This window comes from Micromonospora sp. CP22 (genome assembly GCF_009712475.1).
In the GTDB taxonomy this organism is placed as follows: domain Bacteria; phylum Actinomycetota; class Actinomycetes; order Mycobacteriales; family Micromonosporaceae; genus Micromonospora.
Genome location: NZ_VCJO01000001.1, coordinates 317581 through 337280, shown reverse-complemented (window position 1 = coordinate 337280; position 19700 = coordinate 317581). Strand labels below are relative to the sequence as shown.

The following is a 19700-nucleotide window of genomic DNA, read 5'->3' as shown; positions in this document are numbered from 1 at the left end:
CACATCACTGCATTTTGCGCAGCCCGGTGCGGTTCAGAGGCGTGGACCCGCGTACCGCCTGCCGTCCAGGTATGGCCACGGGTTCGCGACACACCCCCTCAGGAAGAGCGTCTGCTGCATCATCACCGGAGCCGGCTTGCCACGCCCCGGGCAGCGCTCGTGCCGATTGCCCAACTCGTGGCCCACCTCGTGATTGATCACGTACGTGCGGTAGAGCGAGAGCGGCACCTCGGCCTCGACGAAGTGCGGCACCGACAGCCGCCACCGGTCCAGATTGATGATCACTTTCCCGAACGTGCGGCAGGAGGTGTACGGCCGACCACCGACCCGGATGTCGACACCACCGGCGGCACACATCCGGCGCGCCGTCCCCGCCGTCGCCAGGTAGACGGTGAAGTCGTGCCGGGCCGTCCCGGCGACCTGCCGCAACCGCAACCGACCGCCGTCCACCCAACTGCCCGGACCGGCCAGCGCCGCGCGCACCGCCAGGGCGAACTCACCCGCGTCCACGCCGGAGCCGGACTCCACCGCCACCCGGTAGCGCCGGACGCCACCGGCCTTGCCCAGCACCGGGCCGGTCCGGTCGTCGTACCTGAACCGACCTGGGCCGGTCGACGGGACCGCACCCGGCTCCTGTAGGACGGGAGCCTCCGGAGACGGGGAGAGGGACGGCTGCGGCGGCGGGTCCGCCGGGGAGGGGGCAGCCACACTCGACGCGGAAGCAACCGGGGCCACCTCTTCGGCCGCACCCGGGCCCGACCCGATGCCACCGGCCACCAGCGCCACCGCCGCACCGACGGCGGCCACCAGCACCGCGCCCCGGATCAGCGATCCCCGCCCGGAGTGCGGTCTGCCGGACGCGGTCGGCCGCCCCGGCGCTCGATCACGGTCGGGGGACTCCCGGCGGATGGCATGCCGGCCGGCGGAACCAGCCGATCGAGGACGGCTACCAGGGCTGTGCACCCGGTCATCCTGCCAGGTCAACCTGAACAGCGGGGTCCGTCGCGTCGGCGAGCAGCCCCAGCACGGCCCTTGCCACCAGGCGCGGCACCTCCAGCTGGGCCACGTGGCCGACATCGTCGATCATCAGGAGCCGACTGTCCGGGATCACCCGTGCGGCCTGCGGAGCCACCCGCACGTCGACCAGCCGGTCCTGCCGTCCGCCGATGACGAGCGACGGCGCCCGCACCGCACCGGCCATCCGCCACAGCGAACCGGACCCGGGCAGGTACGACCGCAGGAAGCTGGACACCAGCCCCCGGAAGGTCCGCACGTACGCCGCCGCGTGGTGCTCCGCCTGGTGACGGACGCGGATCTCCTCCAACGCCTCACGGCGGCGCTGGTCACAGATCCGGCTGAGATCGGCCACGCACGCCTCCATCACCTGCTGGGCCATCACCTCCGGTGCCAGTCGGGCCAGCCGCCAGGCGGCCAGCCGCTCGCCCCGGGGGATCGCCAGCAGGGGCAGCATCCGCCCCTGCAACGACCGGCGGAAGTCGAGGAACGGCAGGGCCGGCGACACCAGGGTCAGCGTCCGGACCAGGTCCGGCCGGAGCGCGGCCACCCGTACCGAGATCGCACCGCCGAGCGAGTTGCCGATCAGGTGCACCGGCCCGCGATCGGAGTGTTCGATCCAGCGGATCACCCGCTCCGCGAAGACCGGCACGGTGTACCGCCGACCCGGCTCGCTGCGACCGAAGCCAGGCAGGTCGATCGCCTGGCCGTCCAGCCGGCCGGCGAGCAGCCCCGCCAGGTCGGTCCAGTTCTGCGACGAGCCGCCCAGGCCGTGCACGTACAGCGCCGGTTCGGCGTCCGGGCTGGTCGCCGGTGTCTCCCGGACGTAGGTGACCAGCCCGTCGAGACGGACCTCGCGCCCCGGCCAGGGCGGCGGGACCGAGGGGGCGGGCAGCAGCCGGTCGGGCCAGAGGGTCGCGGGCTTCACCGTTCCAGTCTGCCTGGAACGGCTCACGCCAGCAGTGCCTCCAGTCGCCGGTTGACCGCGGCCAGGGTCGCCCGCACCACCGCCTGTCGGGGATCGCCGGCCACCAGCGCGGAGCCGGCCAACTGCTCGACCCACCCGTCACAGACCAGCAGCACCACGACCGTGGCCACCTCACAGTTGCCGAACGGCACCACCGCCGCGTGTTCCACGAAACACCGGCCACGCTCGGTCGAGGTGCCGGCGACGTAGAGCAGCTCGTCGATCGCCGCCGCCGCCGCGACGCCACACAGCCGCAGCACGAACCCGTCCACCGCCGGCCCGGTGGCGTGTCCCGAGGCGTTGTGGTCGCCCGCGATCAGCCGAACCTCGACATTGGCGTCGAGCCCGAACGTGCTCACCTGGACGTGGTCGAGCACCACCCGGGGGCCCGGCACCCCACCGGTGTCCAGCGGGCGCGACGGCGCGGACTCGGTGGTGGTGAGTTGCCCACCGGAGTAGGACGCGCCGAGCGTCACCGGACTGCCGACCGCGCCGGGCTCGTCCACGACCGCCCGGCCCCGGGTCGTGGCCGGTGACGGCCGCCGCCGACGGGTGGTCTCCGGCACGGTCTCCGGCCGAGTCGGCGCAGTCTCCGTCCGGGCGCCGCCGGGACGGGCCGACGGGCGTCGGGGCTCGGCGGTCGGACGCGTCTCGCCCGCCTCGTTCCGGCTCTCCGTGGAGCGTCGGCGCACCGGCACGGCCGGGACGCCGGGCAGGCCGCGCGGTGCCGCCGCCAGCCCCATCCGCTCCTGCAACAACCGGGCGACCTGTCGACTCACCTCGGCCGGGTCGGCCCCGTCAGCGAGGTCGAGGCGCAGGCTGTGCGCCCCGGCGGGGGTACGCCGCAGGGCGGCGTCGCGTACGCCGTCGACCCCTCGGACGGCGGCGAGGATCGCGTTGACGTCGAAGCCCTCGGGCCGGTCCCGCAACGGAGCCGGCTCGTCGTCACGGCGGAGGTGGGTGGCGATCCGGGCGAGTTCAGGGGTTTCGGCGGGTGGCTCCACAGCTGGCGGCTCCGGCACGACAGGCACGTCCGGTTCGGCGGGGACGCGCTGCGGCAACACCGCCGTGGCGCCCTCCCGCGAGCGATCCCCGGCCGGCTCGGTCGGCGGGACCGGGTCGGGCGCGGACCGGCGTGCCGTGTATGGGGCGGCACCCGTCGAGACGGGTGCGGAGGGGGTGCGCTCGCGGCGGCCGGGCTCACCCGCGACCTGGTCGGCGGCGGGCGACTCCGGCGGGGCGGCAGCCGGCGCGTCCGGAACCGGCCGCAGTCGGAACGGTCGGTACCCGGAGGAGTCGGCGGTCGACCGGGCCTCGGCGACCGGTGCCGTCGGGCCGGGCTCGGGCGTCTCCGGTCGGCTCGACGTACCCGGCTGCGCCGCACCAGCGGCCGAGGTGTTCGGGGTGGTCGGCCGGGTGTCGACCGGCGGGGCGCTGGTCGGGTCGACCGCGCCGGACGGTGCGTCGGCCGGTGGAGAGCTGGCCGGACGCAGCGCCCACGGCAGCCGCTCGTCGGCGGGTTGAGCCTCGGCCCGGCTGCCCCAGGGCGGGACTTCCTCGTTCCGCGTACCCCAGGGCACGCCGCTGTCCGCCGGTGCGCCGCTGACCGGTGGCGACGCCCACGACGGACGCTCCTCGGGTGCCCGCGCCCAGGACGGACGCGGAGCCGGTGAGGCGTTGGTCGGCGCACCGCTGACCGGAGGCAACGCCCAGGACGGGCGATTGTCGGCCGGCGGCGGGTCGGCCGAGCGGGCCGCCCAGGAGGGAGGCTGGGCCGGGGGTGCGCTGGTCGGGTCGACGGCGGCGGGCTGCTCCGCCGGCTCGGGGGCGGCGGGCTGCTGCCCTTCCGGTGCGGGCTCGCCGCCGTCACGGCGAGGTTCGTAGGGGCGGGACCGCTCCGCGCGGACCGGCTCGTACGGCCGGGTCGGCTCGGCGCGGACCGGTTCGTACGGTCGACTCGGCTCGCTGGCCCAGGGCCGGGCCGGCACCTCGCGGGACCGGCGGTCGGTGGGCTCGTTCTCCTCGCGCGCCCACGGCGGCGCCCAGTCGCTGGCCGGGCCGGGCTGTGCCCAGTGCGGCCGGTCCGGTTCACCGGAGGGCTGGTCGGCCGGAGACCAGCCCGCTGGCTGGTCGGCGCTCGTCGGTGGGTGGTCGGCCGACCCGGGTATCGGTTCGGCGGCTGCCGGATAGTCGTCCCACCCGTGCTGCCGGCCGCCGGTCGGGCCCTCGCCGGGTCGTTCGGCGGTCGGTGCGTGCAGGCCAGGCGGCATCTCGAAGCCGGAGGGGGCGGTGCCGACCGGTGGCACCTGCATCGCCGGGGGTGCCGAGGTCGGCAGACCCGTGCCGGAGGTGCCCGGTTGCTCACCGGGCGGGACCGGGCGGGGTGCCGGTACGACGAGCCGGTCCTGGCCAGGGTCATGGCCCGGCCCACGCAGGCCGGGTGGCGAGCTGACCGGGGCGTGCCGCCCGGCGGACGGCTGCTCGGCGACCGGGTTGCCGTTCACCTGGTGGCCGTTGACGTGGTTGCCGTTGACCCGGGCGGGCCGCTCGGGCTCCGCCTGCTCACCGAGCGGAGCGGGCAGGTCGGCGTGGCGCGACGAGGCGGTCGCCCAACCGGAGGCAGACTCGACCCGGGGCCCTGTCGGGCCCGAACCAGGTGTCACCTCCGGGCCCCACGACCAGTCGGCCGGTGGCGGGGCCCACCCGTTGCCGGAACGGGCCAGGTCATCGCGCTGACCCGTCCCGTCGCCGTGCTCTCCCGGGGTGGCGGCACCGGGTTGCCCTGTTTCACTCACCGCGCGCTCCTTGGTCGCCCCCGCTGAGGCTACCGTGTGGCGACAGTGGCGATAAGTTACAGCGGCGGGCCAATTCCGCGAGGGGCCGAGGGGCCCCGACCGGTTCGGGTGAAATGCCGGCCCGTACGACGACCTCGGAGGTTCCGATGACCGCTGTGGGGAACGGCGCCCAGACCGCCGGCCGACCCACGCGCCTGCCCCGCTCGGCGCGCCGCAAGCAGCTACTCGCCGCTGCTCAGGAGGTGTTCGTCGCGCAGGGCTACCACGCCGCGGCCATGGACGACATCGCCGAGCGAGCGGGAGTCTCCAAGCCGGTGCTGTACCAACACTTCCCCGGCAAGATGGATCTCTATCTCGCACTGCTCGACACGCACTGTGACGCGATCGTCGCCAAGGTGCACGATGCCATGGCCAGCACCACCGACAACAAGGAGCGGGTCAGCGCATCGGTGCGCGCGTACTTCGACTTCGTCGACCACGAGAGCGAGGCGTTCCGGCTGGTCTTCGAGTCGGATCTGCGCAACGAACCGGCCGTCCGGCAGCGGGTGGAGCGGGTCGAGCAGGGCTGCATCGCGGCCATCACCGACACGATCATCTCCGACACCGGGATCAGCCGGGCGCACGCCGAGTTGCTCGCCTCGGGCCTGGTGGGTGCGGCGGAGACCGCCGCGCAGTTCTGGTTGGCCCGTGGCCGCCAGGTGCCCAAAGCCGAGGCGGAGGCGCTGGTCGCGGCGCTGTCCTGGCGGGGTATCGCCAGCTTCCCGCTGCAAGGTGAGTCAGCCTGACCCTCGCCCCCGTGATCGGATAGCCTTCGCAGGGCGGCCATTCGCCCGATGGAGGAGGCACAGTGGAGGTCAAGATCGGGGTGCAGTACGCACCGCGCGAGCTGGTCCTGGAGAGCGCACAGTCGCCGGCCGAGATCGAGCGGATCGTGACCGACGCCGTCGCCAGGGGTGAGGGCACCCTCTCCCTGACCGACGAGAAGGGTCGGCGGGTCATCGTGCCGGTCGGCAAGGTCGCCTACGTCGAGATCGCCGAGGCGTCTCCACGAGCGGTCGGTTTCACCGTCCGTTGACGGCGAGCAGAGACCGGTAGGCGGTCTCTGCTCAGTTGTTGAGCCCGGCGGCGGCCATCCGCGCGGTGTGCGCGGCGGTCAGCCGCCGGAACAATTCCGTGACGTCCACCTGACCGCTCGCGGCGATCAGCGCGGTGAGCGCACCGTCGTCGGCGGCGGCGACCCGACCGGCCTGGGACAACGCCTCGCCGACCAGTCGTCGGGCCCACATCGACAGTCGGCCCGCCACCTTCGGATCGGCCTCGATCGCGAGGCGGATCTCGGCGGCGGCGAACTCCGCGTAGCGCGAGTCGTGCAGCACGTCGAGGACCAGTTGGCGGTCCGGCTCCCCCAGCGCGACGGCGATCTCCCGGAGGAAGTCGTCGCTGATCGCGTCACCCACGTACGCCTTGGTCACCGCCTCCGCCCAGTCGCGGGGCACGGTCGAGTCGTGGTACGCCTGCAACGGGCCGACATACGCCGCCATCGCGTCGTCCGGCAGCACACCGAGCGCGGTGAGCCGGTCGGCCAACCGCCGGTAGTTGGCGATCTCGGCGGCGGCCATCTCGCTCAGGGCGGCCCGACGGCGCAGGTCGGGGGCGAGCCGGGCATCGGCCGCCATCCGGTCGAAGGCCAGCAACTCGCCCAGAGCCACCAAGCCGAGCAGATCGGTGACGGCGGGGCCGGGCGGGGTGGAGGCGGACACCCGCGCAGGCTACCGTCCGGCCGCCGGGACGGCAGTCCCCCGACCCGGCCGGGCCAGCCGAACGACGACGCCCATTGCATGTGATACGGATCACATGCAAACCTTTGCGCCAACGCTCGCCCTCACGGAATCGGGACTCTGTTCAGCCCGTTCAGGTAGCATGGAGCAGTTGCCGTAGGTGCCAATCCCGGCCGGAGCCAACTCCGACCCCGGTTGACGTCGACCCACGGCGCGCGTGCGGCCCGGTCCGGCTCGGCTTCTCTGCCGCCGACCGTGTGGCCCGCGTCAAACCGAGAGCGCCCTGCGGACATGACGGGGCGCACCCACGAGAGGGCACCCCCAAAACCACATGAGTGAACCGATTCAAGACCTCACCGAGGGCCAGGAACTGACCCCGACAGCCCCGGTCCGGCCCGAGGCACCGACCTTCGCCGAACTCGGCGCCCGCGCCGAGACCGTCGAGGCGCTGGCCGCGGCCGGTATCACCCGCGCCTTCGCCATCCAGGAGTACGCGCTGCCGATCGCGCTGCGCGGCGCCGACCTGATCGGGCAGGCCCCGACCGGCACCGGTAAGACGCTGGGCTTCGGCGTGCCGTTGCTGGAGCGGGTCTTCGCACCGGACGAGGGCGGCGACGGGCTGCCGCAGGCCCTGGTCGTCGTACCCACCCGCGAACTGGGCATCCAGGTCGCCAAGGACATCGCCGCCGCCAGCCGTACCCGTGGCGTACGGGTGCTGCCGATCTACGGCGGTGTCGCGTACGAGCCGCAGATCGAGGCGTTGCGCAAGGGCGTGGAGATCCTCGTCGGCACGCCGGGCCGCCTGCTCGACCTCGCCAAGCAGAAGCACCTGCGGCTGCACGGCGTACGCGCGTTGGTGCTGGACGAGGCCGACCGGATGCTCGACCTCGGTTTCCTCGACGACGTCGAGCGGATCCTGGCGATGCTGCCGGAGGACCGGCAGACCATGCTCTTCTCCGCGACCATGCCGGACCCGATCGTGACGCTGTCCCGGCGCTTCCTGCGCCACCCGATCACGATCCACGCCGGGCACACCGCCGAGACCGGTCCGTCGCCACAGACCGAGCAGCTGGTCTACCGGACCCACTCGATGAACAAGATCGAGATTGTGGCCCGGATCCTCCAGGCCGAGAGCCGTGGCCTGACCATCATCTTCACCCGGACCAAGCGGGCCGCCGACCGGGTCGCCGAAGACCTGGACTTCCGTGGCTTCGCGGTCGCCGCGGTGCACGGCGACCTCGGTCAGGGCGCCCGGGAGCGGGCCCTGCGGGCCTTCCGGGCCGGGAAGATCGACACCCTGGTCGCCACCGACGTGGCAGCTCGGGGCATCGACGTCAGCGGCGTCACCCACGTCATCAACTACGACTGTCCGGAAGACCAGGACACCTACACCCACCGGATCGGCCGGACCGGTCGGGCCGGCGCGAGCGGCGTCGCGGTGACCTTCGTCGACTGGGACGACATGCCCCGCTGGCGGATCATCGACAAGACGCTGGGGCTGGACATGCCCGAGCCGCCGGAGACCTACCACACCTCACCCCACCTCTACACCGACCTGCACATCTCCACCGAGGTCACCGGCACCCTGCCGACCGCCGAGCGCACCCGCGCCGGGTTGGCCGCCGAGGTCGAGGAAGACCTGGGTGGTGGCCGGTCCCGGCGGGGCGGCGAGCCACGCGGCACCCGTCGTCGCGGTCGCGGCGAGGGCGGCCGGGCTGACGGCGGCCGGGGACGCGGTTCCGGCGGTCGTCGACAGGACGGTGCCGACACCACGCCGGGCGGATCCACCGGAGGCGACGCCGAGGAGGGCACCCGTACCCCCCGTCGTCGCCGTCGTCGCCGGGCTGGCGAGACGGTAGCGGGCGCTGACGCCGTCACGTCGGCGGTCGACAGCGCACCCAGCGAGACGAGCAGCAGCCGCAGCGACGACGCCGTCGGTGAAGCCGCCCCGCGCCCGCGCCGACGCCGCCGCCGTCGGGGTGGTGCCGATTCCGGTAACGGCACGCCCGCCGAATCGACCACCGACTGACCTCGGCCCGCCCCCCGGTGGCGGCGAACGGCCGCCCCTGGAAGATGGAGCGATGCCCGAACCACTGGATTCCGCCCTGGCCGAGGTCCGTTCGATGCTCCTCGGTCCGGGGCTGACCCGGGCCGTCGCGGCCGGACGGCGGCGCGGCCAGCGCCCCTCGATGGTCCGGGCCGAACTGCGGCCGGTCACTCTGAAAGCCGGTCAGCGGCTACAGATCGCCACCTCCGACGGGGCACGGCCGCACACCCGGAACGTGAGCCCGGGGCCGGAGGCGGACGCGGCGGTGGAGGCGCTGCTGGCCGAGCCGTTCGGCAACTGGCATGTGGAGACCACCCACGCCACCCTGCAACTGCGGGTCACCAAGTCGGGCGAGGCCCAGGTGCACCGGGCCGTGGCGACCCGACCGGCCGCCCCGGCGGCGGTCGCCGGTCACGACCGGGCCAAGGAGTACCTGCTCGATCCGGGCGATCCGCTGTTCGCCGAGATCGGTGGTTCGGCGGCCAAGCGGCGGCAGGTGGACGCCTTCCTACGGGCGCTGGCGGCCACCCTGCCGGACGGGCTGGCCGGGCAGTTGGGCCGCCCGCTGCGGGTGGTGGATCTCGGCTGCGGCAACGCGTACCTGACGTTCGCCGCGTACCGCTATCTGTCCCGGTCCGGGCTCGACGTCGAGCTGGTGGGTGTGGACGTACGCGACGACCAGCGTCGCCGCAACACCGAGTTGGCCGAACGGCTGGGCTGGGCCGAGCGGGTGCGTTTCGTCGCCGGCACCATCGCCGACGCGACCGTCGAGCCGACGCCCGACCTGGTGCTCGCGCTGCACGCCTGCGACACCGCCACCGACGAGGCGTTGGCCCGGGCGGTGGGCTGGCAGGCCCGATGGGTGCTCGCCGCGCCGTGTTGCCACCACGACGTCGCGGCCCAGCTGCGCGCCCGACCGGCCCCGACGCCGTACGACCTGCTCACCCGGCAGGGCATCCTGCGGGAGCGCTTCGCGGACGTCCTCACCGACGCGCTGCGCGCGGGGTTGCTGCGTCTGCACGGCTACCGGGCCGAGGTGGTCGAGTTCGTCGACTCCGCGCACACCCCACGCAACCTGCTCATCCGGGCACGGCGAACCGGGGCCGACCCGACCGACGCCCAGCGCGCCGAATACCGCGACCTGGTCGCCCAGTGGCAACTCACGCCCCGGTTGGAGACCCTGCTCGCGCAGCAGCCGACGGCCGGGTGACGGATTCGCGTCACGCCGCCCGGGGCCGTCTGGTCGATCAGTCAATTGCCCAACGCCGTTCCCGTACTACTCTCGAAGTTGCGCACCGTTGGGTGCCGGGCGGGAGGGAAGACCCAGCTGTGGGTTCGGCAGAGGTTTCGCCACAGATGGCCTTCGCGCGTTTCGTGCGCCGTGCCATCGACGATGCCCGCGAGGAACGTGGCTGGACGGTCACCGATCTGGCCGCACACACCGGCGTCGGTCGCTCCACCGTTTTCCGCTGGCTCGCCGGTGACTGGCAGGACTATCCCGAACTCGCCAAGGTCCGGGGCTTCTGCGCCGCGCTCGATCTACCGGTCGCGGCGGCCTTCCGCGCGCTCGGCCTGCCCGACGCGGGCGGCGGGCCGTGGCGACGCGGCGACGACAGCCCGGTGGAGGCCGACGTGCGGGTGATCCTGCAACGGCTGGCGGATCCGACGGTGCCGGCGGAGGAGAAGCACCACATCCGCGACCTGTTGCGTTATCTGGCCCGACGGCCGATCCGCCGCCCCGGGGACGGCACCGCCACACCGATGCGCCGGAACGCGTGTTGACCCGTCACGGCACGGAGACCGTGAACTCCGCCGTACGCACCGCTCCGCCGGTCGCGAAGTCCAGGTAGAGGCGGTAGCGCCCAGGCCCCGGCGCGGTGAGCCAGAACCGCACCGCCCCGTCGACCAGTTCCGCGTCCGGGTGCACGTGCAGGTAGCCGAGATCCCCCTCGCGCAGCGCGACGAGGTGGCCGTACGCGCCCAGGTAGCGCTCCAGCTCCGGGCTCCCGCCGTCCGCCCCGGTGATCCGGAAGCTGACCGGCACGGTGAGGCCGGGCTGGGGAACGCCCCGGTACTCGACGGTGAATCCGTCGACGGTGCTCGTGGTCGCCGGGGTGGGCAGCTCACGAGGCAGGTAGTCGCCGGGCGCCACCAGGTCCACCCCGAGCGTCGTCGCGGTCTGCCGGCCGTCGGCGGCGAGGGCGGTGAAGTCGGCGTACGCGCGCCAGACGCCGGGTGACGGCAACGTCAGCGGCACCGACCAGGTGCCGTCTTCCGCCATGGTCGGATGCAGGTGCTGGTAACCGGACAGGTCCCGACGCACCACGATCAGGTGCATCGGCTTGTCGTGCACGACCGCGAACCGGGTGACCGGCCGGCGTTGCTCGTCCTGGATGCGGAACCGCAGCTCACCGGCTTGGCCGGCGGTGAACTCGGCGTTCAGCGGGGTCAGGGTGTAGCCGTCGCGGCTGACCGCCAGACCGCCGGCCTCGGCCGCCGCGTCCTGGTCGGCACCGTGCGAGTGCGCGCCGAGGCCGGGGGCGTGGGTGTGGTCGGCCAACGCGCTGTCCGTCCGGCCCGTCGCCATGGCGTCACCGCCACCGTCGATTCGGCCGAGCCCGAACCCGAGCAGCACCGCCAGCACAAGGCCGCCGACCACCAGGGCCAGCCGCAGCGTGGCCCGGTCCGGCACGGCAGAGGCCACGGCACGGTCCTGGGCAGCCGGGGCCGCGCCGGGATCGGGCCCGGCCGCCGCTCGCTCGGCGGCCCGCACCGACCCGAGCGCAGGCGCGTCGGGTGCCTGGTCAGCCATGTGCCCACCGTACCGTCGTCGCCTGGGTCACCCTCGGCGCGGTCCTGGCCCGGCCGCACCCGGCAGCCAGGTCGCGGATCGGTGCGCCGCTACGCCGCCAGGGCGAGGGCCAGCGGAAGGACCGCCTGCGCACCGGCGCGACGGAGTTCCCGGGCCGCCATCGTCATGGTCCAGCCCGAGTCGACCAGGTCGTCCACCAGCAGCACCGGACCGTCGAGCCCGGCGAGGGCGGCGGCGACGTCACCGGCGACGGTGAGGGTGCCGTGCAGGGCGCGTACCCGCTGGGCGCTGTTGCCCCGGGGGCCGTCGGCCGCCACCGGCCCGGTCGAGTCCACCTGGCCCAGCAGCGGCAGTCGCCCGACAGTGGCGATCCGCTCGGCCAGCGACCCGACCAGCGACGGGCGGGTCCGGGAGCGGACCGCGACCACCCCGGCCGGGCGGCTCGGCCAGGGGTCGTCACCGTGTGCCCACGCCTTGAGCACCTCGATCACCGCGGCGGTCACGTCGTCGGGCACCGGGGCGTCCGGCGCTTCCGGCCCGACCAGGTCACGCAGCCGACCGCCCCAGCCGAGGTCGGACAGTCGGCCGACCGCCCGGCCCGGCAGCGCCTGTTCCGTCGGGGCGATGCGCCCCTTCAGCGGTACGCCGACCGCAGCCAACCCGGTGGGCCAGAGCCGCTTCGGCGCGACCTGGACCCCGGGGCGGCCGAGGAAGGTCTGCGCGACGGTCAGCGAGGCCGCCGACACCTCGGGCGCGAACAGCGGCCCGGCGCAGCGGTCGCACCGCCCGCAGTCGGCCGCCTCCGCGTCGTCCAGGCATTCGCGCAGGTAACGCAGCCGGCAACCGGTCGTCGAGGCGTACTCGATCATGGCTTGTTGCTCGGCGGCGCGGGCCGCGGCGACCCGACGCAGCCGAGCCTCGTCGTAGGTCCACGGCTCGCCGGTGGCGAGCCAGCCACCCCGTACCCGACGGACCGCGCCGTCCACGTCGAGCACCTTGAGCATCATCTCCAGCCGGGCCCGGCGCAGGTCCACCAGCGGTTCCAGGGCCTGCGTGGACATCGGTCGGTCGGTGGGCAGCGCGGCCAGCACCGTCCGGACCTGCTCCTCGGGTGGGAACGCCAGCGAGGCAAAGTACCGCCAGATGGCCGCGTCCTCGACGCCGGGCAGCAGCAGCACCTCGGCGTGTTCCACGGCTCGCCCGGCCCGACCCACCTGCTGGTAGTACGCGATCGGCGACGGTGGCGCGCCGAGGTGCACGACGAAGCCGAGATCCGGCTTGTCGAAGCCCATGCCGAGGGCGCTGGTGGCCACCAAGGCTTTGATCTTGTTTTCCAGCAGGTCCTGCTCGGCGGCGCGGCGGTCAGCGTCCTCGGCCTGCCCGGTGTACGCGGCCACCGCCCAGCCGCGCGACCGGAGGAACTCGGCGGCCTCGGTCGCCGCAGCCACCGTCAGCGTGTAGATGATGCCGGAGCCGGGCAGCCGTTCCAGGTTGTCGGCGAGCCAACCGAGCCGGTGTGCCGGGCTCGGCAGGTCGAGCACGCCCAACCGCAGCGACTCCCGGTCCAGGCTGCCGCGCAGCACCAGGACGTCGGGTCGGTGCCCGGTCGCGGCGGCCGGTTCGGTGCCCAACTGCTCGGCCACGTCCCGGGTCACCCGGGCGTTGGCGGTGGCGGTCGTCGCGAGCACCGGAGTGCGGTCGGGCAGGTTACCGAGGAAGGTACGCAGCCGGCGGTAATCCGGCCGGAAGTCGTGCCCCCAGTCCGACACACAGTGCGCCTCGTCGACCACCAGCAGACCGGTGGTGGCGGCCAGCTTCGGTAACACGCCGTCCCGGAAATCCGGGTTGTTGAGCCGTTCCGGGCTGATCAGCAGCACGTCCACCGTGCCGGCCTGGATCTCGGCGGTGATCTCGTCCCACTCGTCCAGGTTCGCCGAGTTGATGGTGCGGGCCCGGATCCCGGCCCGAGCCGCCGCCTCGACCTGGTTACGCATCAGCGCCAGCAACGGCGACACGATGACCGTCGGTCCGACCGGTTCGACACCCTGCGGGTCAGCGCCGTCGCGCTCCCGCAGCAGCGCGGTCGCCACGAAGTACACCGCCGACTTGCCCCATCCGGTGCGCTGCACGCAGAGCACCCGCCGCCGGTCCACCACCAACGCCTCGATGGCCCGCCACTGGTCCTCGCGGAGCCGGGCCCGCGCACCGGCCAGCCGCCGCAGCACCGCCTCGGCCCGCTGCCGTACCACCGTCCGTTCCTGGCTCATCCGACGTTTCTACCAGCGGCGCGATGCCGGAGCCGGGCCACGGTCGGGGGTTTGCTCTACCATTCCCGTTCGATCCCGGAGAGAGAGACGAGATGACTCAGCGAACCGGCACCACCGCCACAACCCGGCGTCTCGCGGTCGCAGCCGCCGCCCTGCTGGCCGCGACCCTGGTGGCCGGCTGCGACGACAAGGCCACCCCCGAGGCGGCGCCACCGCCGGACCCGAAGCAGGAGTTGCTGGCGGCCGTGCCGGACGACCAGGACCCGGCCTTCCGTTTCACCACCAGCGACGCCTCGGGTGACGTCTCGGGGGTGGTCGACCCGGCGAACCGGGGCATGGACATCGACACCGTCACCAAGGACAAGGACTTCACCCTGGAGATGTCCTTCCGGATGGTCGAGTCGCGCACCTGGATGAAGGTGAACTTCAAGGGCGCCAAGGACATCCAGAAGCTGATGAAGCTGCCCACCAAGTGGATGGAGATGGACCCGGCGAAGATCGAGACCCCGGACGCGCTGCCCACCTACGAGGGCACCGACCCGGGCAACGCCGACGCCATCATCCGCGCGGCCACTGACATCCAGGCCGGTGAGCCGGGGACGTACACCGGCGTGGTGGATCTGTCCGCCGCGCCCGAGTTGACCGACGCGCTGGAGAGTTTGGCCGCGCTCGACGACGCCACCGCGCAGCTTCCGCTCAGCGCGGTGGTCGGTGCGGACGGCAACCTCTCGTCGCTGACCCTTCAGATCCCGGCGGTCGGTAAGAAGAAGGCGTCCGAGTACGTGATCGAGTACTTCGACTTCGGCACCGCTCCCGAGGTCGTCGCGTTCACCGACGACCAGGCGCAGCAGGCCCCGGACTCCGCGTACGACCTGATCAACGGCTGACCGGGGCAGCGCCCGAGCCGCAGCGGCGGGGCGGCACGCCGTTGTGCCACCCCGCCACCGATCACCGCCGGGTGCCGGGGCGAAGCGAGTCGCGCAGCAGGGACAGCCGGGAGGTGAGGCTGGCCAGGCCGCCGGGGAAGAAGTAGACGGCCAGGATGAAGACCGTGCCGAGCACGAACAGTGGCTCGGACAGTGGCCGACTGAGGAACGCCGGCAACGCGTCCACCGCGTCGGAGGTGCCGAAGGACACCAGCCGGTGATCGAGGTACATGTAGCCGATGCCGCCCAGCACCGGGCCCCACCGGGTGCCCGGACCGCCGAGGACCACCATCACCAGCAGCGACAGGGTCAGCTCGCTGCCGGTGATGTGCGGCGAGGCACCGCCGACGATCAGGCAGTACACCACCCCGCCCGCCGCCGCGAGACCACCGGCCAGGGTGAAGGCGACCAGCTTGAACCGGTACGGGTCCAACCCGAGTACGCCGATGCGGCGCTCGTCGTCACGCAGCCCGGCCAGCACCCGACCGGTCGGCGAGGCACTGACCCGGTGCACCACCAACACCACCACCGCGAGATACGCCAGCGCCAGCCAGTACAGGTTGACCGTGTTGGCGACCCCGACCAGCCCGTCCGGCAGCCCGGCCACGTCCAGCGGCAGCCCCTCCTCACCACCGGTGAGCCCGCCGAAGTCCCGGGCCACCAGGATCGCTCCGACCTGCGCGAACGCCAGCGTCACCATGGCGAAGGCGATGCCGACCGTGCGCAGTGCCACCGCGCCGAGCAGGCCGGCGAGGATGGTGCCACCGATGATCGCCAGCGGCGCGGCCTGCCACAGCGACAACCCGAACCGGGTGATCAGGATGTCGGTGCCGTAGACCCCGGCGGCGAAGTACAGCGCATGGCCGAAGGAGAGCATCCCGGTGCGCCCGAACAACAGGTCGTAACCGGCCGCCAGACCGCCGAAGACCAGACACACGGCGAGCAGTTGCAGGGTGCCCGGCGAGTTCAGCGCCCCTTCGAAGATGCCGGGCAGGTGCAGCGTCGAGTACGGCAGGAGCAGCGCCACGGCCAGCGCGACCAGCGGCAGGAACGGGCGCAGCCGACCCCAGCGGCTCGTTGCCTCGGTCAACTCGCCGGGCACCGCCGCCGGGGGTGCCGGAACCTCGGGACTCTTGACCTCGGTCATGCCGTAACCGCCTTTCCGGCGATGCCCTGCGGACGCAGCAGCAGCACCACGGCCAGCAGCGCCACCACGCAGATGTCACCCAGCCCGGAGGTGCCGTAGTAGTTGACGAACTGTTGCAGCAGCCCGACCGCGACCGCCGCGTACGCGGACCCGACCACCGAGCCCATGCCGCCGATGACCACCACGATGAACGCGAAGATCAGCAGCGAGCCGCCCTGCTGGGGCGAGACGGTGCCGAAGTAGACGCTGCCCAGCGACCCGGCCAGCGCCGCTGCCGCGCCACCGATGGCGAAGACCAGGGTGAACGCCTTGCGGACGTCGATGCCGAGCGCGGTGACCATCTCCCGGTTCTCCACCCCGGCCCGGATGATCAGGCCGTAGCGGGTCCAGCGGAGGAAGGCGAGTATCGCGCCGAGCACCAGCAACGCGGCGACGATCAGCAGCAGCCCTCCGTTGGGCACCTGTGCGCCGAGGATCGAGGTCACCTCGCGGGTCCACGCCGGGCGCGGGAACGGTCGGGCGTCCGCACCCCAGGTGGCCTGCAACAACGCCACACCGGCGAGGGAGAGGCCGACGGTGACCAGCACCTGCTCGATGGTGCGCGAGTAGAGCGGCCGGATCAGCACCAGCTCCACCAGGACCGCCATCAGCGTGCCGGCGGCCACCCCGAAGGCGACCGCGACCACGAAGCCGAGGCCGTCGGGTCCGGCACCCGGCAGGTTCCCCGCCGCCCACCAGGTGGCGTACGCCCCGACACCGAGGAACAGCCCGTGGGCGAAGTTGAGCACGTCGGCCAGACCGAAGACCAGCGACAGCCCGGAGGCGACCAGGAAGTAGAGGGCTGCCAGACCGAGGCCGGTCAGCGTCAACAGGATGATCGTGTCCATCAGCTGCCGTCCTCCGGGGCCGACGCGGCGCCCGCCGGGCGGGCGGCGACCTGGTCGACGGCCGCTTCGGCAGGCTGGTGATCGGCGGCAGGCTGGTGGCCCTCGGCCGAGCCGACGCCGAGCAGGGACCGGGTCAGTGCGGTCTCCAGCAGCAGTTCCTGGGCGTCACCGGCCCAGGCGACCCGACCGGCGGCCAGCACCACCGCGTCCCGGGCCAGCCGCCGGACCACCGCCAGGTTCTGTTCGACCAGCAGCACCGGCACGGACTCCGCGACCCGTTCCAGCACCTCGGCCACCTCGGTCACCACCTTCGGCGCCAACCCCTTGGTCGGCTCGTCGACCAGCAGCAGTCGGTTGTCGTTGAGCAGCACCCGGCCGATGGCGAGCATCTGCTGCTGGCCCCCGGAGAGCGAGCCGGCCCGCTGCCGGGAACGCCGGTCCAGCTCGGGGAAGAGAGCGAACACCCGGTCGTACGCCGGAGTGCTGCCGCGCCGCTCGGCGAGCCGCAGGTTCTCCGCGACGGTGAGCCCGGCGAAGACGCAGCGGTCCTCCGGCACGTAGCCGAGCCCGCCACGGACCAAGCGGTGGGTCCGCTGGGCCAACAGGCTCTGGGCTCCCATCCGGACCGTGCCGCGCACCTCGCCGCCCGGTGGGGTCAGCCCCACGACGGCGCGCAGCGTGGTGGTCTTACCGACGCCGTTACGGCCGAGCAGCACGGTGACCCCGGTCGGGGCGACCGTGAACGACACTCCCTGGAGGATGTGCAGCCCGGCGATCCGGACCGACAGATCCTCCACGGTCAACACCGGTTCAGTCATGTCGGCACTCCGCTTCGCTCCGTGCCGACATGAGGCACCAGGACCCTGAGCCTGATGGTTCGCTCACTCACAGGGACTCCCCCAGGTACGCCTCTTGCACGGTCGGGTTGGCCATCACCGTCTCCGGTGTGTCGCAGGCCAGCAGCGCGCCGTGGTGCATCACGGCGATCCGGTCGGCCAGTTCGAGGATCACGTCCATGTGGTGCTCGACCATCAGCACCGCACGGCCGCTGTCGCCGGTCAGTGACCGGATCACCTGGACCAGTTCCGGCACGTCCTCGGCGCTGACCCCGGCCATCGGCTCGTCGAGCAGCATCACCCGTGGCTCACCGGCCAGCAGCAGCGCGATCTCCAGCTTCCGTTTCTCGCCGTGGGCGAGGGTGCCGGCCAACGCCGTACCCCGGTGGGCCAGGCCGACCCGGTCGAGCGCCGCGTCGGCGGCGGCGGCGACCTCCCGGTCGGCCGCCGCCCGCCGCCACAGCTTGAGCGAACCCCCGCGGTGTGCCTGCACGGCGAGCCGGACGTTCTCCTGCACGCTCAGCGAGCCGAAGACCGAGGACGCCTGGAAGGTACGCCCCAGGCCCAGCCGGGCCCGTCGGTACGGCGGCAGGTCGGAGATGTCCTGCCCGTCCAGGTTGACTCGACCTTCGGTGGCCCGGCGCAGGCCGGTGATCAGGTTGAACAGCGAGGTCTTGCCGGCACCGTTGGGACCGATCACGCCGAGGAACTCCCCGGGCGCCAGGTCCAGGTAGACGGAGTCGACGATGGAGACCTCACCGATCCGCCAGGTCAGACCGCGGGTGGCGAGCATCTCCGGTCAGCCCTTCATCGCCTGGACCGGGGGTGCGGTCTCGTCACCGGCGAGCGCCTTCTGGGCGGTCGCGGTGAAGGCGTCGCCGCTGCCGGTCAGACCCGCCTGGTACATCGGCTGGAGCAGCGCGTGGTCCTCGGCGCGGATGGTCATGGTGCCCTTCACGCTCTCGAAGCTCCAGCCCTCCAGCGCGGTGACCATCTGCTCCACGTCGTCGCCACCCTCGGCCGCAGCGCGGACCACCATCTGCGCGGCGGCGAACCCGTCGGGGTGGAACAGGTCGAGCGTGCCGCCGGGGACCTTCGCCTTCGCGGCCTTGGCCGCCTCGGTGTCGCTCGCGCCGTCGAAGTAGTGCGACAGGAAGGAGATCTTGGTACCGGCGGCGCCGAAGGTGGGCCACGAGGCACGGATGTCCAGACCGGTGACGACCGTGGTGGAGGTGAGCACGCCCTGCTGGTCCAGGGTCTGCCACATCGCCGGAGCGGTGGTGCCGGCCCAGGCGACGAAGAGCAGGTCCGGCTTGGCGGACTTGATCTGGCTGGCGAACGGGGTGAACTCGGTGGCGCTGGCCGGTGCCCGGACAGAGCTGACGCTCGCGCCGGCCCCGCCGATCACCTCCTTGACCGCAGCCTCGTTGGCGTCGCCGAAGGCGCCGTCCTGGGCGAACACCACGACCTTCTTGCCAGCCGGGTCGCCGATGAACGACTTCGCGGTCAGCACGTCCTGGTACGACTGCCGACCGGACCGGAACGTGTACTTGTTCGCGCCGGTCACCGCGTCGGTGGCGGCCGGACCCGAGATGAACAGCACCTTGTTCTGTGCGGCGATCGGGGCGACCTGAAGCGCCACCCCGGAGGCCGTCGAACCGGCGATGATCTTGTTGCCCTTGCCGATCAGGTCCTTGGCCGCGGAGACCGCCTTCGCCGGATCACCCGCGTCGTCCACCTCGGTGATCTCGATCGCCCGATCGCCCACCTTGTTGGTGCCGTTGGTGGCGAAGTCCAGGCCGGCCCTGAACCCCTCGATGTACTGCTTTCCGTAACTGGCCAACGCTCCCGACTGGGAGTAGACCAGACCAACCTTCACCGGCGCGGCACTGTCGCCGCCGCCGCTTGCGGTGTCCTGGGGGCTGCCACAGGCCGTGGCGGCGATCGCCGCGGCCATCATCGTGGCGGCGGAGAGAACCACCCGCCGTGTCGTCCGGACCGTCATTGCGACTCCACGTGAGGACTCAGAGGAAGGAAAACCTTATGTGTCGGCTCACGCTAGAAGTGACGTCACCCACGGGCCATGTGGCGGAAACACACAAGTAACCGGGTTGGTGTGGCCAGCTGTCACAAACCTCGCCCGCTCAGTGGTGGTGGTCCGGCGTGGCGATGGGCCCGGCTCCCACGACTTCGGCCCGCCATGTGTCGCCTCCCCCCACGCTCC

17 protein-coding genes are annotated in these 19700 nt (G+C 72.9%); 6 read left to right on the top strand and 11 right to left on the bottom strand.

What is annotated here, in order from left to right; genetic code table 11:
• Nucleotides 1-33: 33 nt before the first annotated feature.
• The 3 genes from FF096_RS01540 to FF096_RS26480 form a co-directional block, all read right to left on the bottom strand.
• Complete coding sequence (locus FF096_RS01540) at nt 34-807, bottom strand: DUF3152 domain-containing protein (RefSeq protein ID WP_309222465.1); 774 nt, start codon at nt 805-807, stop codon at nt 34-36.
• A 160-nt stretch (nt 808-967) separates the two neighbouring features.
• Nucleotides 968-1942 carry an alpha/beta hydrolase gene (locus FF096_RS01535; protein ID WP_309222464.1) on the bottom strand — a complete coding sequence of 325 codons (975 nt, stop codon included), beginning with the start codon at nt 1940-1942 and terminating at the stop codon, nt 968-970.
• Nucleotides 1943-1965: 23 nt separating this feature from the next.
• Nucleotides 1966-4251, bottom strand: coding sequence for a hypothetical protein (locus FF096_RS26480; RefSeq protein ID WP_305070125.1), 2286 nt, complete (start codon nt 4249-4251; stop codon nt 1966-1968).
• 671 nt (nt 4252-4922) lie between these two features.
• On the opposite strand from FF096_RS26480, the gene FF096_RS01525 reads away from it, so the two are divergent.
• Together FF096_RS01525 and FF096_RS01520 are read left to right on the top strand one after the other, a co-directional pair.
• The gene (locus FF096_RS01525) at nt 4923-5561 is read left to right on the top strand and encodes a TetR/AcrR family transcriptional regulator (protein WP_155214520.1); all 639 of its coding nucleotides are present in this window, start codon (nt 4923-4925) and stop codon (nt 5559-5561) included.
• Nucleotides 5562-5623: 62 nt separating this feature from the next.
• On the top strand, nt 5624-5851 hold the full coding sequence (locus FF096_RS01520) for a DUF3107 domain-containing protein (RefSeq protein WP_093403539.1): 228 nt from the start codon (nt 5624-5626) through the stop codon (nt 5849-5851).
• A gap of 31 nt (nt 5852-5882) precedes the next feature.
• Here the strand turns inward: FF096_RS01520 and FF096_RS01515 are convergent, their stop codons facing one another.
• On the bottom strand, nt 5883-6536 hold the full coding sequence (locus tag FF096_RS01515) for a ferritin-like fold-containing protein (RefSeq protein WP_309222463.1): 654 nt from the start codon (nt 6534-6536) through the stop codon (nt 5883-5885).
• Nucleotides 6537-6885: 349 nt separating this feature from the next.
• On the opposite strand from FF096_RS01515, the gene FF096_RS01510 reads away from it, so the two are divergent.
• From FF096_RS01510 to FF096_RS01500, 3 genes are all read left to right on the top strand, one after another.
• Nucleotides 6886-8583 (top strand): DEAD/DEAH box helicase, encoded by a 1698-nt coding sequence (locus tag FF096_RS01510; RefSeq protein ID WP_155214519.1) that lies wholly within the window; start codon nt 6886-6888, stop codon nt 8581-8583.
• A gap of 52 nt (nt 8584-8635) precedes the next feature.
• The gene (locus FF096_RS01505; protein ID WP_155214518.1) at nt 8636-9811 is read left to right on the top strand and encodes an SAM-dependent methyltransferase; all 1176 of its coding nucleotides are present in this window, start codon (nt 8636-8638) and stop codon (nt 9809-9811) included.
• Nucleotides 9812-9930: 119 nt separating this feature from the next.
• On the top strand, nt 9931-10383 hold the full coding sequence (locus FF096_RS01500; protein WP_309222462.1) for a helix-turn-helix domain-containing protein: 453 nt from the start codon (nt 9931-9933) through the stop codon (nt 10381-10383).
• Nucleotides 10384-10387: 4 nt separating this feature from the next.
• On the opposite strand, the gene FF096_RS01495 is transcribed toward FF096_RS01500, so the two are convergent.
• Both FF096_RS01495 and FF096_RS01490 read right to left on the bottom strand, forming a co-directional pair.
• Complete coding sequence (locus FF096_RS01495; RefSeq protein ID WP_155214516.1) at nt 10388-11413, bottom strand: hypothetical protein; 1026 nt, start codon at nt 11411-11413, stop codon at nt 10388-10390.
• Nucleotides 11414-11502: 89 nt separating this feature from the next.
• Nucleotides 11503-13680: a RecQ family ATP-dependent DNA helicase gene (locus FF096_RS01490; protein WP_155214515.1), complete on the bottom strand. Its 2178-nt coding sequence runs from the start codon at nt 13678-13680 to the stop codon at nt 11503-11505.
• Nucleotides 13681-13772: 92 nt separating this feature from the next.
• On the opposite strand from FF096_RS01490, the gene FF096_RS01485 reads away from it, so the two are divergent.
• The gene (locus tag FF096_RS01485; protein WP_155214514.1) at nt 13773-14567 is read left to right on the top strand and encodes a hypothetical protein; all 795 of its coding nucleotides are present in this window, start codon (nt 13773-13775) and stop codon (nt 14565-14567) included.
• 61 nt (nt 14568-14628) lie between these two features.
• Here FF096_RS01485 and FF096_RS01480 read toward each other — a convergent pair whose 3' ends face one another.
• The 5 genes from FF096_RS01480 to FF096_RS01460 all read right to left on the bottom strand — a co-directional run bounded on the left by FF096_RS01480 (nt 14629) and on the right by FF096_RS01460 (nt 19481).
• Nucleotides 14629-15753, bottom strand: coding sequence for a branched-chain amino acid ABC transporter permease (locus FF096_RS01480; protein WP_155214513.1), 1125 nt, complete (start codon nt 15751-15753; stop codon nt 14629-14631).
• Nucleotides 15750-16640, bottom strand: a complete 891-nt coding sequence (locus FF096_RS01475) for a branched-chain amino acid ABC transporter permease (protein ID WP_155214512.1) — start codon at nt 16638-16640, stop codon at nt 15750-15752. Before FF096_RS01475 ends, FF096_RS01480 begins: the two co-directional genes overlap by 4 nt.
• Nucleotides 16640-17458, bottom strand: a complete 819-nt coding sequence (locus FF096_RS01470) for an ABC transporter ATP-binding protein (protein WP_230462217.1) — start codon at nt 17456-17458, stop codon at nt 16640-16642. Before FF096_RS01470 ends, FF096_RS01475 begins: the two co-directional genes overlap by 1 nt.
• A 67-nt stretch (nt 17459-17525) precedes the next feature.
• On the bottom strand, nt 17526-18269 hold the full coding sequence (locus FF096_RS01465; RefSeq protein ID WP_155214511.1) for an ABC transporter ATP-binding protein: 744 nt from the start codon (nt 18267-18269) through the stop codon (nt 17526-17528).
• 6 nt (nt 18270-18275) lie between these two features.
• A complete protein-coding gene (locus tag FF096_RS01460; protein ID WP_155214510.1) occupies nt 18276-19481 on the bottom strand; it encodes a substrate-binding domain-containing protein in 1206 nt (401 codons plus the stop codon).
• Nucleotides 19482-19700 lie beyond the last annotated feature (219 nt).